This is a genomic window from Sphingomonas sp. R1, from assembly GCF_025960285.1.
Lineage (GTDB): Bacteria > Pseudomonadota > Alphaproteobacteria > Sphingomonadales > Sphingomonadaceae > Sphingomonas.
On the sequence record NZ_CP110111.1, the window covers coordinates 2,464,378 to 2,477,910 of the forward strand.

The 13,533-nt window shown below is 69.7% G+C and carries 11 protein-coding genes; 8 read left to right on the plus strand and 3 right to left on the minus strand.

The annotated features are described in order from the left end of the window. Positions 1-21: 21 nt before the first annotated feature. The 6 genes from OIM94_RS11765 (at position 22) to OIM94_RS11790 (ending at position 9,038) form a co-directional block, all read left to right on the plus strand. Entirely contained in the window at positions 22-597 is a 576-nt protein-coding gene (locus OIM94_RS11765; protein ID WP_264606916.1) for an RNA polymerase sigma factor, read from the plus strand. Then, positions 563-1,519, plus strand: coding sequence for a FecR family protein (locus tag OIM94_RS11770; protein ID WP_264606917.1), 957 nt, complete (start codon positions 563-565; stop codon positions 1,517-1,519). Before OIM94_RS11765 ends, OIM94_RS11770 begins: the two co-directional genes overlap by 35 nt. A gap of 77 nt (positions 1,520-1,596) precedes the next feature. After that, the gene (locus OIM94_RS11775; RefSeq protein WP_264606918.1) at positions 1,597-4,368 is read left to right on the plus strand and encodes a TonB-dependent receptor; all 2,772 of its coding nucleotides are present in this window, start codon (positions 1,597-1,599) and stop codon (positions 4,366-4,368) included. Positions 4,369-4,381: 13 nt separating this feature from the next. After that, a complete protein-coding gene (locus OIM94_RS11780; RefSeq protein ID WP_264606919.1) occupies positions 4,382-5,590 on the plus strand; it encodes a histidine-type phosphatase in 1,209 nt (402 codons plus the stop codon). Between the two features lie 74 nt (positions 5,591-5,664). Continuing rightward, a complete protein-coding gene (locus tag OIM94_RS11785) occupies positions 5,665-8,145 on the plus strand; it encodes a circularly permuted type 2 ATP-grasp protein (protein WP_264606920.1) in 2,481 nt (826 codons plus the stop codon). Next, positions 8,145-9,038, plus strand: coding sequence for a transglutaminase family protein (locus tag OIM94_RS11790; RefSeq protein ID WP_264609895.1), 894 nt, complete (start codon positions 8,145-8,147; stop codon positions 9,036-9,038). Before OIM94_RS11785 ends, OIM94_RS11790 begins: the two co-directional genes overlap by 1 nt. A gap of 54 nt (positions 9,039-9,092) precedes the next feature. Here OIM94_RS11790 and OIM94_RS11795 read toward each other — a convergent pair whose 3' ends face one another. Continuing rightward, positions 9,093-9,548, minus strand: coding sequence for a peptidylprolyl isomerase (locus OIM94_RS11795; RefSeq protein WP_264606921.1), 456 nt, complete (start codon positions 9,546-9,548; stop codon positions 9,093-9,095). A 116-nt stretch (positions 9,549-9,664) separates the two neighbouring features. Here OIM94_RS11795 and mgtE point away from each other — a divergent pair, with 116 nt between their 5' ends. Both mgtE and OIM94_RS11805 read left to right on the plus strand, forming a co-directional pair. Beyond that, positions 9,665-11,068 carry a magnesium transporter gene (mgtE, locus tag OIM94_RS11800; protein WP_264606922.1) on the plus strand — a complete coding sequence of 468 codons (1,404 nt, stop codon included), beginning with the start codon at positions 9,665-9,667 and terminating at the stop codon, positions 11,066-11,068. A 32-nt stretch (positions 11,069-11,100) separates the two neighbouring features. Further along, a complete protein-coding gene (locus tag OIM94_RS11805; RefSeq protein ID WP_264606923.1) occupies positions 11,101-11,502 on the plus strand; it encodes a DUF1489 family protein in 402 nt (133 codons plus the stop codon). Positions 11,503-11,532: 30 nt separating this feature from the next. Here the strand turns inward: OIM94_RS11805 and OIM94_RS11810 are convergent, their stop codons facing one another. Continuing rightward, a complete protein-coding gene (locus OIM94_RS11810; protein WP_264606924.1) occupies positions 11,533-12,510 on the minus strand; it encodes an NAD(P)H-dependent glycerol-3-phosphate dehydrogenase in 978 nt (325 codons plus the stop codon). After that, positions 12,507-13,532, minus strand: a complete 1,026-nt coding sequence (gene tsaD / locus OIM94_RS11815; RefSeq protein ID WP_264606925.1) for a tRNA (adenosine(37)-N6)-threonylcarbamoyltransferase complex transferase subunit TsaD — start codon at positions 13,530-13,532, stop codon at positions 12,507-12,509. Before tsaD ends, OIM94_RS11810 begins: the two co-directional genes overlap by 4 nt. Position 13,533 lies beyond the last annotated feature (1 nt).

A 13,533-nucleotide genomic window follows, 5' to 3' on the forward strand; every position in this document is an offset into this window, starting at 1 on the left:
GGCAGTCGGGAAGGCAGGTCCGTGCGCACAGCTTCGTCCGAGATCATCCGCTGGGTGGCGCTGCACGTGGTGCCGCAGGAACCGCAGGTACGCGCCGCGCTGCGCCGTGCCCGCGTCGCCGATGCCGATACCGACGACCTGATCCAGGAGGCCTATTGCCGCTTCGCCGCGATGGACAGCATCGCCCATGTCGACCGGCCCGGCGCCTACTTCATGCAGATGGTGAAGAACCTGTGGCGAGACCAGCTGCGTCGCGCCCAGATCGTGCGGTTCGAAGAAGTTACGGAAATCGCCCAGTGGCTCGTCGAGGCAGAGGAACTGGGCGTGGAAGCGGCGGTGGCGGCGCGCGAGCAGGTGCGAATGGTGGAGCGGCTGCTCGCCGACCTGCCCGAGCGCTGCCGCACCATCTTCACGCTCAAGCGGATCGAAGGGCTGCCGCAAAGAGAGATTGCGCGGCGGCTCGGGGTAAGTGAAAGCATCGTCGAGAACGATGTGCAGAAGGCGCTGCGGAGCATCCAGCGCGCGGTACGGACCGAGGGGTTCGAGAAGGAAGCATTGGGCGTTGGCGAACCGCGGCGACACCGCATCCCGGCTTGAAGACGAGGCGGCCCGCTGGGCTGCCCGCATCGACGCATCCCCCGAAACCGCGCCCGCCGGCCTGGACCGCTGGCTGCGCGCCGATCCCGCGCATGCCGGCGCCTTGCTGCGGGCGCAGGCGACGCTGGTGATGCTGGGCGGCGCGGTGCCGGAGACGCTGGTCGCGGCGCCGCCGGTCCGCTCGCGCCGCTTGTGGTGGCTCGGCGGCGGCAGCGCGGCGCTTGCCGCCTCGATCACCGCGGCGGTGCTGTTCCTGCCCGCCCGCGGCGCGGAGATCCGGACCGGCATCGGCGAGGTCCGCTCGGTCGCGCTGAACGACGGCTCGTCGCTGGCGATCGATGCCCGCACCACGCTGGTCACCCGCATCGACAGCGCCGCCCGGACGGTCACGCTGCGCGACGGCAAGGCGCTGTTCCGCGTGCGCCATGACGCGCGCGCACCGTTCCGCGTGCTGGTGGGTGAGGTGACCATCACCGATATCGGAACGGTGTTCCAGGTGGAGGCCGATCGGGATGGCGGCACGGTGGACGTGCTGGTCAGCGAAGGGGTGGTTCAGATAGCGGCCGGTGGCCGTATGCTGCGTCTGGCGGCGGGCCAGCGTGCGCGGTTCGCGATCGGCGGCGCGGGCCTGCCCGCAAAGGCCGAGCGTGTCGATGCGCCCGGCATCGAGCGGGCGCTGGGCTGGACCAGCGGCAGGCTCGATCTGGACGGCGAGACGCTGGGAGAGGCGGTGGCCGAATTGAACCGTCACAACCCGCTGCAGATCCACCTGGCCAGCCCGGCGCTGGCCCGCGAGAAGCTGTACGGCGCCTTCCGAATCGACGATCCCGCCGGCTTCGCGCAAAGCGCCGCGATCGGACTGGGCACCCGCGCCCATGTCGGGCCGGACGCCATCCTGATCGGCGCGCCCGAAAAAAAATAGGACCCGCGTAAGGAAATCGCGCCGTCCCGCGTCGAGAGGGGGACAACCGAGCCATTCCGGCTCCGGGGGGTGGAACCATGATTTCGAAGAATCGCTGGCTCGGCGCGACGGCAGTCGTGGCGATGAGCACGCTTGCCCAGCCCGCGCTGGCCCAGGCCCCGAGCTTCAACATCCCCGCGCAGGACGTGACCGGCGCCGTGCGGCTTTTTGCGCGCCAGAGCGGCGTCCAGATCATCGTCGCGGGCAGTGTCGGCGCCGGGCACCGCACCAATGCCGTCTCGGGCAAGCTGCCGGTGGAAGAAGCGCTGCAGCAGATGCTCGCGCGCACCGGTCTTGCCGCCCGTGCCACGGGCCCCAATCGCTACGTAATCGTCGCCGAGGAGCGGCCGACCCAGACCAGCCAGGCCGAGCCCGTCGTCGCGGAAGCGCCGACCGACATCGTCGTCACCGGCTTCCGCGCTTCGCAGCGCGAAGCCGTGGCGGAGAAGCGCGCGGCCGACAACGTCATCGAGACGCTGCACGCCAACGATGTCGGCAAGCTGCCTGACCAGAATGTCGCCGAAGCCATCAAGCGCCTGCCCGGCCTGTCGGTGGCCAACGATCAGGGCGAGGGCCGCTACGCGATCGTGCGCGGCATCGATCCCAGCCTGCTCAACGTGACGCTGAACGGCCAGACGCTGCCGGCACCGGAGCCGGCCGGCCGCCAGGTGAAGCTGGACGACCTGCCCTCGGCGATGATCCAGTCGGTTGCGGTGACCAAGGCGCTGCTGCCCAGCCAGGACGCCAACGCCATCGCCGGCGAGGTCGCGATCCGCACCCGCACGGGCTTCGACAGCGTGAAGCCGTTCTTCCTCGATGCCCGCGCCGCGCAGGGCTGGTATTCGCTCAACCACAAGGTGCCCTATGAGCTGGACGGCACGGTGGGCGGTCGCTTCGGCGCGCGCCAGCAGTTCGGCGCGGTCGTCTCGGTCAATTATTCGGAACGCCCGATCGAGAGCCAGAACTATCAAGGCTCGACCAATTGGGTGAACGGCGTGCCGGACGGCAACGGCCTGCGCGACTATAACCTCACCCGCACCCGGCTGGGCGTGGTCGGCAATTTCGACTGGCACGCCAGCGAGACCGCCAAGCTCTACCTGCGGACCAGCTATTCCGAATATCAGGATCACGAGACGCGCGACCAGAACCGCCTCGCCATTACCACCGCGGGCACGGCGCCGAAGGCGACCGGCACCATCCTGGTGCGCCGCCGCAACGAGAACGACAACACCAAGTCGGTCACGCTCGGCGGCGAATTCGGCCAGGTCGCCGGGGGCACGCTGGAGCTTTCTGGCAACTGGACGCGCGCCGAGAAGAAGGATCCGCTGCGCAGCGAGTTCACCTTCACCACCGCCAAGGGTGCGCTGACGCTGAACTATGACCCCTCGACCTATCCCTACACGCTGACGGCGACCACGCCGGCGTTCACCACGCCGTCGCTGTTCACCTACAGCAAGGTCAATTTCGACCAGCGGAGCACCTATGAAGCCCTGTGGCAGGGCCGACTCGATTACAGCCACGATCTCGCGATCGGCGACGGATCGAGTTTCAAGCTGGGCGGCAAATATCTGAGCCGCGACAAGTTCAACGATCAGAACAAGACCAACTACAAGTCGACCAAGACCGCATGGACGCTCGCCAATCCGGTCGGATATCCCGGCGTGACCGATTTCTACGACGGTATGTTCGCGTTCGGAAATCGCATCGACTATGATTCGGCCAAGGCCTATTTCGATGCCAATCCAGGTGTCGCGACGCTCGACAAGGCCGGGACGATCAGCGACTCGCTCGCCAATGATTTCGACGTGCGGGAGAAGATCGCCGCGGGCTATGTCATGGCGACGCTGAAGTTCGGCGGGCTCACCCTCGTCCCCGGTATCCGGATCGAGCATACCGAGGATACGGTGAAGGCCAAGCTGGTCAACGCCGCCTCCACGCTGGCCGACGGTTATAACAGCTTCGGCAAGACCCGCTACACGGACGTGTTCCCGGGCGTGAACGCCAAGTTCGAGTTTGCCCGCAACCTGCTGCTGCGCGGTGCCGTGACGACCTCGATCGGCCGTCCCAACTATGCCAATCTCGCGCCCTTCGTGGTCGTCGACACCAGCGATCCGGCGGCAGCCGCGATCTCGCTGGGCAACCCGAACCTCAAGCCCTATCGCGCGGTCAATTATGATGCCGCGCTGGAATATTATCCGGCCCCCGGCGCGATCCTCTCGGCGGGCGTGTTCCACAAGCAGATCGACAATCCGATCTTTGGCAACACCGATCGCCAGACCAATTTCACCGCGGCGAGCGTGTCCTATCCGGTGGCCAACGTCACCCAGCTGCTCAACGCCGACTCGGAGACCGTCACCGGCATCGAAGGCAATGTGCAGGTGCAGTTCACCTTCCTGCCGGGCCTGCTCAGCGGCTTCGGCGTCTCGGCCAACTTCACCCATGTCTGGGGCCATGCCACTGCCAGCATGATCCGTGCCGGCGACCTGCCGCTGGCCTATCAGTCGAAGAATGTCGGCAACGCGCAGATCTTCTTCGAGAAATACGGGCTGAGCGCACGCGTCGCGTTCAACTATCGCTCGTCCTATCTCGACACGATCGCAAAGACCGCCGCCGCCGATCAATATACCGATGGCAACGGCCAGCTCGACGTGCACCTCAGCTATCAGGTAACGCCGCGCTTCACGCTGTTCGGCGATGCGATCAACCTGAGCGATGCCCCGTGGCGCCGCTATATCGGCACCCGCGCGCAGCTGGTCGAGCGCGAGCGCTACGGCACCCAGCTGCGTGGCGGCGTGCAGATTCATTTCTGAGGAAGGAACGAGGATGAACATGCGGATCGGTCTGGGGCTGGCCCTCACGCTTGCGTCACCCGCCGTGGCGGGGACGCACCCTGCCGGTCCGCTGGTGGTGGACCGCGTGGTGATGCTGATGCGCCACGGGGTGCGCCCGCCCACCAAGGCGCCGGCGATGCCGCCCGAGGTGACCCCCGAGCGCTGGCCCGACTGGCCGACCCGGCCCGGCTGGCTGACCCGGCACGGCAGCCAGGCGGTGGCACGACTCGGGCCGGTCGATGCCCGGGTCTGGCGTGGCTATGGCCTGCTGCCGGCGAATGGCTGCCCGACCGCGGATACGCTCCGCGTCGTCGCCGACAGCGACCAGCGGACCATCGAGACTGCCCGAGCCTGGGTCGCGACGCTCGCCCCGGGCTGCACGCTCGCCATCGACCACCGCCCGCAGGACGAGCCCGACCCGCGCTTCAACGCGATCGAATCGGGCAAGGCACCGCTCGATCCGGCCAAGGCCGATGCAGCGGTGCTGGCCGAGGTGGGCGCCGGCGGCTTCGCCGCGCTGGACCGGCGCTATGCGCCGCTGCTGGCGCGGATCGACACGATCCTGTGCGGCAGGCCGCGCCCGGGCTGCGGCGTTTCCGGCACGCCCACCGGCCTTGCCCCTGCCCGCGCGGACAAGCGCCCCAAGCTGACCGGCGCGATCGACCGCGCCTCCACCGCCGCGCAGATCCTGCTGCTCGAGACCGCCGAGGGCAAGCCGATGGTGGATGTGGGCTGGGGCCGTGCCACGCTGGCCGACGTCACCGCGCTCGGCGAATTCCACGCGCTCGAATTCCGGCTCGTCGCCCGTCCGCGCGCGGTGGCCGCGGCGAACTTCGCGGCACTTGCCGAGATCGTGCGCGAGGGCCTCGGCGATGGCGGCCCCCGCGTCACGATGATCTCCGGGCACGATACCAACATCGCCAATCTGGGCGGGCTGTTCGATGCGCACTGGCAGGCCCCCGGCTTTGCCACCGACGATCCGGTGCCGGGCGGCGCGCTGATCCTGGAGCGGCTGCACGATCGCGGCGGCAAGCGCTATGTCCGCATCCGCTATCGCGCGCAGTCGCTGGCACAGCTGCGCAGTGCGGCACCGATCGGCCCCGGCGGGCTCTATGATCGCATTCTTGCCGTGCCGGGGTGCAACGCCCGCGGTGTCCGGGGGTTGTGTACCCTGGAGGAGGCGCTCGCCCGGCTCGGCTGAGCGTCCCGCACATCTCCCGTGTTGCATGGCACCATGGTTTCGCCCATCACCACGGCCGAGAAAGGGACGCAGCTGTGGCCAGCCTTGCCGAGGCGGGATTGTTCGACGCCGGCACCATCGCCGACCGGTGGATCACCGACTATTGCGGTCAGGCGCCCGCCGGCGACGTGCTGTGCGCGCAGGCCGGCGATGCCTGGTCGGCGCTGTTCGAGGAGGTCGCAGGCCTCTCCGGTGACGGGCTGACGATCGCCCGCGAGCGCGCGCATCGTCACGCCGAGGATATCGGCACCGGCTACCGGATCGGCGAGGAGGGCGAGGAGCGCCCCTGGCCGCTCTCCCCCGTGCCGCTGCTGATCGACCAGACCGAATGGCGCGAGATCGCAGCCGGTGTCGCGCAGCGCGCCGAGCTGATGGAGCGGCTGCTGTGCGACTGCTACGGTCCCGCGCGGCTGGTGGCGGACGGGCACCTGCCCGCGGCGCTGCTGACCGGCAGCCCGTTCTTCCTCCGCCCGCTGACGCATCTCACCCCGCCGGGCGAGCATCACCTCCACTTCGTCGCCGTCGATCTGTGCCGTAGCCCCGACGGGCATTGGCGCGTGCTCGCCGATCATCTCCGCGCGCCCGCGGGTGCCGGCTATGCGCTGGAGAACCGGCTGGCGATGGCGCGGACGCTGGGGGGTCTGCAGGGTCGGCTCAACATCGAGCGCCACGCTCCCTTCTTCGCCGCCTTCCGCGACGGCATCGCCGCCGCCTGCCGCCGTGCCGAGCCGCGCATGGCACTGCTCACGCCCGGCCGCTTCAACGCGAGCTATGCCGAACAGGCGCATCTCGCCCGCTATCTCGGCTTCCTGCTGGTCGAGGGCGCCGATCTCGCGGTGCTGGACGATCGCGTCTATGTCCGCACCATCGCCGGACTGAAGCGGGTGGATGCGCTCTGGCACCGCTTCGATCCGCGCTATCTCGATCCCCTCGCGCTCGATTCGCACAGCTCGATCGGCGTTGCCGGGCTGATCGACGCCACGGTGGCCGGCAATGTCGTCATTGCCAACGCGCCCGGTGCCGGGCTGCTGGAGGCGCCCGCCTTCGCCGCCTTTCTGCCGCGCCTCAGCGAAATCCTGCTCGGCGAGCCGCTGCGCCTGCCCAACATCGCGACTTGGTGGTGCGGCCAGCCTGCCGAAGCCGCGCACGTCGTCGCGAATCTCGATCAGATGCTGATCGCGCCGGCCTTCGGCACCCCGCCGCTCGGGCTGCCCGACGGCAAGCCGGTGCTCGGCGCGCATCTGGACGGCGCCGCCCGCGGCGCGCTGCGCGACGACCTTACCCGCCGGCCGCAGGATTATGTGGGGCAGGAAGTCGTCTGCCTGTCGACCATGCCCTTCGTGACGGAAGACCGCCTCGCCCCACGCCCCTTCACCCTGCGCGTCTTCGCGGCGCGCGACGCGGCGGGCAACTGGACGGTGCTGCCCGGCGGCTTCGCGCGGATCGGCGAGCATGCCGATGCCCGCGCCGCGGTGATGGGCGAAGGCAGCTGGTCGGCCGACGTCTGCATCCACGGGCCCGATCCCGTCGCGCCGGTGTCGCTGCTGCCCTCGGGCGATTCGACCCAGCTGCGCCGCAATCCCGGTACGCTGCCCAGCCGGGTGGCGGACAACATGTTCTGGCTCGGTCGCTATCTGGAGCGCGGCGAGGCGCTGCTTTCGGTGCTGCGCGTGCTGCTCGGCCACTCGATCAGCGCGGATACCGGCGCGGCGCTATCGGCCGAGACCGTCGACCGGCTCGCCCAGCTGGTCGTCGGCGCCGGCGCCGCGCCCACCCCGCGCGGCCTGAAGCGGCAGGATCTCACCCAGCTCGCCCGTACCGCGCTCGAATCGACCGAAGGCTTCACCAGCGTCCGCGCGATCAACCGGCAGGCGCGCTCGATCGGCGCGGTCTCGCGCGACCGGCTTTCGGCGGACATGATCCGCCTGCTCGACGCGCCCTTCCCCGAGCGGGGGGTGCTGCTGGATCGTGCAGGGTCGCTGCAGCGGCGCTATTCGGCGCTGGCGGGGCAGGCGGGCGAGCATATGGGCCGCACCGATGCGTGGCGCTTCCACGATCTCGGGCGTCGCATCGAGCGCGCCCTCGCGACGATCGGGTTCCTGCGCGCGCTAGGCGGCCCCCAGGCGACCGCGGACGACCTATCGACGCTGCTCGACCTTGCCGACAGCCAGATCAGCTACCGCCAGCGCTACCTCACCGGCATCGCCCGCGTGCCGGTGCTCGACCTGCTTGCGCTCGATCCGGGCAACCCGCGCGGCATCGCCTTCCAGGCGGCGGCGATTTCGGCGCATCTCAACGCTCTTCCCGTCCTCTCCGACGATGGTCTGGCCGAACCGCAGCAGGAGCAGGCGCGCGGACTCGCCGCCGCGCTCGTCACCGCCCGTGCGACCGCGATCGACGATGCCTGGCTCGCCGACATGCAATCGCGGCTGTGGACGCTGTCGGAGTCCGTCGCCCGCCGCTATTTCCTCCACGGCGCCGAGCCGCTGCGCGCCGCGGGGCTCGTTCTCGCATGATGCTCTACCGCATCCGCCATGTGACGCGGTTCGACTATGCCCAGCCCGTCGCCTTCGCGCGCTGCAATCTGCGATTGAAGCCGATCCTGTGGTCGGGCCAGAAAATCGAGGAATATGCACTGAGCGTGCAGCCGGGCGGCCGCACCTATCCGGCGCGGGCGGAGGCGGGCCTTGCCAATGTCGTCCGGCTGGTGGTGGAGCATGCCGCCAGCAGCCTGACGATCGAGAGCAGCGCACAGGTCCGTGTCGACCGGCAGATCCCGATCCCCGCGCCCGGCGATCCGACGATCGCCCAGATCGCCGCCTGGGCCCGCGAGAGCCGCGATCCCAGCCCCGCCGGTCCGGCCGCCTATCTCTTCCCCTCGCCGCTGATCCCGCTCGACCGTGACATCGCCGCCTGGTGCGCCGAGGAACTCCAGCCGGACCGCGGCATCCTGGAGGCCGGCATCGCGCTCGCCCGGCGCATCCAGCGCGATTTCGCCTTCGATCCCACCGCGACCTTGGTCGACACGCCGCCGCACGAGGCCTTCGCCAAACGGGGAGGCGTCTGCCAGGATTTCGCGCAGATCATGCTCTCGGGGCTGCGCGCCGCGGGGCTGCCGGCCGCCTATGTGTCGGGCTATCTGCGCACGCTGCCGCCGCCGGGCCAGCCGCGGCTGGTCGGCGCGGATGCCACGCATGCCTGGGTGCTGTTGTGGGGGGGGCCGGATCTCGGCTGGGTAGGCGTCGATCCCACCAACGGGATCTGGATGGCCGAGGATCACATCGTGATGGCGATCGGCCGCGACTATGCCGATATCGCGCCGATCGACGGCATCGTGCTGGGATCGGGCGCGCAGGCGATGCGGGTCTCGGTGGATGTCGAGCCGCTGGACGTGGGCCAGCCCGCCTGAGGCGCATCTTCCGGAAAGGGGTTCCCCCTGCCCGGCGGGCAGGGGGAGAACGGATCAGGCCTCGGTGCGGGCCTTGACGATCTTGCCCGGGTTCGCGGGCGGCTCGCCCTTCGGCAGCGCATCGACATGCTCCATGCCGTCGACCACTTCGCCCCACACGGTGTACTGGCCGTCGAGGAAGCTGGCATCGTCGAGGCAGATGAAGAACTGCGAATTGGCGCTGTTGGGGTTCATCGTGCGCGCCATCGAGCAGACGCCGCGCGCGTGGCGCTCCTTCGAGAATTCCTGCGCCAGGTCCGGCTTGTCCGACCCGCCCATGCCGGTGCCCGAGGGATCGCCGCCCTGCGCCATGAAGCCGTCGATCACGCGGTGGAACACCACGCCGTCGTAGAAACCTTCGTCGGCCAGGCCGGCGATGCGCGCGACATGGTTGGGCGCGAGATCGGGACGGAGGCGGATGCGCACGTCGCCGGTGTCGAGCGTGAGAACGAGCGTGGTGGGTTCGGCCATAGGGCACCTCTTCTGCAGAAACTGGTTGTTGCCCTAGGCGGTGCGCTGACGACTTGCAAATCCTTGCCGGGGATGGCAGCGCCACGCCCAGGGGCCGCAGCACGGGAGGTCGAACGATGAGCGAGACCGAACTGCACGACGATATGGCTGCGCCCGAGAGCCAGCTGGACGAGGACGACCGGCTCAAGCCCGAATTCGTGAGCGCCGTGCTGGCGGCGGTGGACGAAGGCGATGACGAGGGCGCCCGCGCGTTGGTTGCGCCGCTCCACCCCGCCGACATCGCCGATCTGATCGAGCTGGTTCCGTCCGACCAGCGCGCCGACGTCGTCACCGCCATTTCCGACCTGATCGACGGCGACGTGCTCGCCGAGATGAACGACTGGGTGCGCGAGGCGCTGGTCGATGCGCTCGAACCGCACCAGGTGGCGGACATCGCCGCCGAACTCGATACCGACGACGCGGTCGCGATCATCGAGGACATGGCGGTCGAGGATCAGCGCGAGGTGCTCCGCGCGCTCGACCCCGACGATCGCGCCGCAATCGAGGAGGCACTGTCCTACCCGGAGGAATCCGCGGGCCGCCTGATGCAGCGCGAGCTGATCGCGGTGCCCGAGCATTGGACCGTCGGCCATGTGCTCGACTATCTGCGCGGCGACGACGCACTGACCACCGACTTCTGGGAAATCTTCGTCGTCGATCCCTCGCACAGGCCGATCGGCACCTGTGAGCTCAGCTGGATCCTGCGCACCCCGCGCGGCATCACCATCAGCGACGTGATGAAGCGCGAGCAGACGCTGATCCCGGTCGACATGGACCAGGAGGAAGTGGCGCTGCGCTTCCAGAAATACGCGCTGATCTCCGCCGCGGTGGTCGATCCCAGCGGCCGGCTGGTCGGCATGATCACGGTCGACGATGTCGTCCACATCATCTCGCAGGAGGCCGGCGAGGACATTCTCCGCCTGTCGGGCGCCGGCGAGGGCGACATCAACGAGCCGGTGGTCGACAGCTACAAGGGCCGCGTCCGCTGGCTGATCACCAACCTGATGACCGCGCTGGTGCCGGCGTCGATCGTCTTCTCCTTCGATGCGACGATCGCGCAGAAGGCGGTGCTGGCCGCCCTGATGCCGATCGTTGCCGGCGTAGGCGGCAATGCCGGCACGCAGACCCTGGCGGTGACGGTGCGCGCGCTGGCGACCAACCAGCTCACCCAGTCCAACACGCTGCGCGCGATCCGGCGCGAGATCGCCATCGCGCTGCTCAACGGGCTGACGGTGGCCGCGGTGATCGGCCTGGGCATCGGCGGCTTCTTCGGCGATCCCGTTCTCGGCGTCGTGATCGCATCGGCGATGCTGGCCAACATCCTGATCGCCGGCTTTGCCGGGGTGATCGTGCCGGTAACGCTCGAACGGCTCCGGCAGGATCCCGCGGTCGCCTCGTCGATCTTCGTCACCATGGTCACCGATTCAATGGGGTTCCTCGCCTTTCTCGGGTTGGCGACGGCGAGCGGCATGGTCGGTTGAACTGGCGCGCCGGACGCGCCAGATAGACGGCCATGCCCCTTCATCTCACGAAGGTCGCCTTTGCCTGCGACAGTGTCGATTTCCTGCGCTCCCGGCTGGAAGCGCGCGCCGCGCTGGGCGGCGTTGCGCTGACCACACGCTATCTGCCGAAGCGGCATGAGGAGATCGCCGGCGGCTCGCTGTTCTGGATCCTCAAGCACCAGCTGATCGGGCGCTCGCCCATCCTTGGCTTCGGCGAGGCGGAGGGCGGACGCACTGCGATCCTGCTGGAACCGAGGCTGATCCTGGTCCAGGCGCGGCCGAAGCGCGCACATCAGGGCTGGCGCTATCTGGAAGCCGACGACGCTCCCCCCGATCTTGGCGACCTGGAAGGCGGCGCGGACGCGCTGCCGCCGTCGCTGATGGGCGAACTGGCCGGGCTGGGGCTGCTCTGAGCCCCGTGCCACCCATCCATCGAGAGCGGCCTAGACGGCTTCTGCCCTGAACGGTCGGCTGAGCAGCGCGTCGATCACCGCGTCGACCGGCGCACCTTCGAGCAAGGCGTTGACCGCCAGCGTGACCGGCATTTCCACCCCCGCCTCGGCCGCCGCGTCGCGCAGCACCGGCGCGGTGAATGCACCCTCGGCGACGGTCTTGCGATCGGACAGCAGTTCGGCGGCTCCGCGCCCCTGCCCCAGTCCCACCCCCAGCGAGAAGTTGCGCGAGTTGGTGGACGAGCAGGTGAGGACGAGATCGCCGAGACCGGAAAGCCCGGTCAGCGTCTCCGCCTGCGCACCCCGCGCCAGGCCGAAGCGGGTCATCTCGGCAAAGCCGCGCGCGATCAGCGCGGCGCGGGCGTTGAGGCCGAGCCCGGCACCCTCGACCACCCCGCAGGCGATCGCGAGCACGTTCTTCACCGCCCCGCCGATCTCCGCGCCGATCACGTCGGCCGACGCATAGGGGCGGAAGGCCGGCGCACCGAGCCGTTCGGCCAGCCGTGTGCGCAGCGCCGTATCCTCGCAGGCAAGCGTCACCGCGGTCGGCTTCCCCGCCGCGACCTCGTGCGCGAAGGTGGGGCCCGATAGCACCGCGATCGGCGCGCCCGGCGCGACGCTTCGCGCGACCTCGCCGACGAGCAGCCGCGTGCCCGCCTCAATGCCCTTGGCGCAGAGCACCAGCGGGGTGGGGCCCACCGCCATTTCGGCCAGCACCGATCGCACATGCTGCGCCGGCGCCACCACCAGCAGCGCCTCGCAGGCGGCGAGATCCCCCAGGCGGCCCGTCGCGCGGATGCTGTCGGAGAGGGGCACGCCGGCGAGGAACTGGCGGTTCTCATGCGCGGTGTTGATGCTCTCCACCACCTCGGGCTCGCGCGCCCAGAGCAGCACCGGTTCGTTGCCCCGCGCCGCCACCTGGGCGAGCGCGGTGCCCCAGGCGCCGCCGCCGATCACGCCGATCTTCATGCCTTCACCCCCGCGCCGCGCACTTTCTCCGCATCGGGATCGAGCGGCCAGCGCGCCCGTGCCGGCGTGTCGAGCGGATCGGTCAGCCCCTGCGCGAAACGCTCGGCCCCGGCCCAGGCGATCATTGCGGCGTTGTCGGTACAGAGCCACAGCGGCGGCGCGACGAAGCGCAGGCCATGTTCCTCGGCCAGCGCTTCCAGCGCGCCGCGCACCGCCTTGTTCGCGGCGACACCCCCCGCCACGACCAGCGCCGTCGGCTGCACGCCCGCCAGCGCGCGGCGGGTGCGGTCGACGAGGCAATCGACGACGGCCTGCTGGAACGACGCGGCAAGGTCCTCGGCGCTATGATCGTTCACCGCGCGCGCGACCGCGCTTTTGAGACCGGCGAAGGAGAAATGCGGCTCGCCCGATCCGACCAGCGGACGCGGCAGCGGCACCGCCTTGGGATTGCCGCGCTCGGCCGCCTTTTCCACCGCCGGGCCGCCGGGGAAGCCAAGGCCCAGCAGCTTGGCGGTCTTGTCGAACGCCTCGCCCGCGGCATCGTCGATCGTCGTGGCCAGCCGGCGATAGCGGCTGACGCCTTCGACCAGCAGCAACTGGCAGTGCCCGCCCGAGACGAGCAGCAGCAGATATGGAAATGCCAGGCTCTGGTCCCCCAGCCGGGGCGACAGGGCATGGCCCTCCAGATGGTTGACCGCGACCAGCGGCTTGCCGGCGGCAAGCGCCAGCGCCTTGCCGGTGACGAGACCCACCATCACCCCACCGATAAGCCCGGGCCCGGCAGTGGCTGCGATCGCGTCGACCTGGTCGAGCGTCACGCCGGCTTCCTCAAGCGCTGCCTCCACCAGCGGCCCCAGCATCTCGACATGCGCGCGCGCGGCGATTTCGGGAACGACACCGCCATAGGGTCGGTGCGCCTCGTCCTGGCGCGCCAGCTTGTGCGCGCGGATCGTGCCGTCGCTTGTCACCAGGGCCGCTGCGGTTTCGTCGCAGCTCGATTCAAGTCCGAGGATGAGTGCCATG

Excerpts from the sequence above, each read along its gene's own strand:
- OIM94_RS11790 (WP_264609895.1), top strand. The coding sequence starts at position 8,145 with ATGCTCTACCGCATCCGCCATGTGACGCGGTTCGACTATGCCCAGCCC.
- OIM94_RS11795 (WP_264606921.1), bottom strand. The coding sequence starts at position 9,548 with ATGGCCGAACCCACCACGCTCGTTCTCACGCTCGACACCGGCGACGTG.
- OIM94_RS11805 (WP_264606923.1), top strand. The coding sequence starts at position 11,101 with ATGCCCCTTCATCTCACGAAGGTCGCCTTTGCCTGCGACAGTGTCGAT.
- OIM94_RS11810 (WP_264606924.1), bottom strand. The coding sequence starts at position 12,510 with ATGAAGATCGGCGTGATCGGCGGCGGCGCCTGGGGCACCGCGCTCGCC.
- OIM94_RS11780 (WP_264606919.1), top strand. The coding sequence starts at position 4,382 with ATGAACATGCGGATCGGTCTGGGGCTGGCCCTCACGCTTGCGTCACCC.
- mgtE (WP_264606922.1), top strand. The coding sequence starts at position 9,665 with ATGAGCGAGACCGAACTGCACGACGATATGGCTGCGCCCGAGAGCCAG.
- OIM94_RS11775 (WP_264606918.1), top strand. The coding sequence starts at position 1,597 with ATGATTTCGAAGAATCGCTGGCTCGGCGCGACGGCAGTCGTGGCGATG.
- tsaD (WP_264606925.1), bottom strand. The coding sequence starts at position 13,532 with ATGGCACTCATCCTCGGACTTGAATCGAGCTGCGACGAAACCGCAGCG.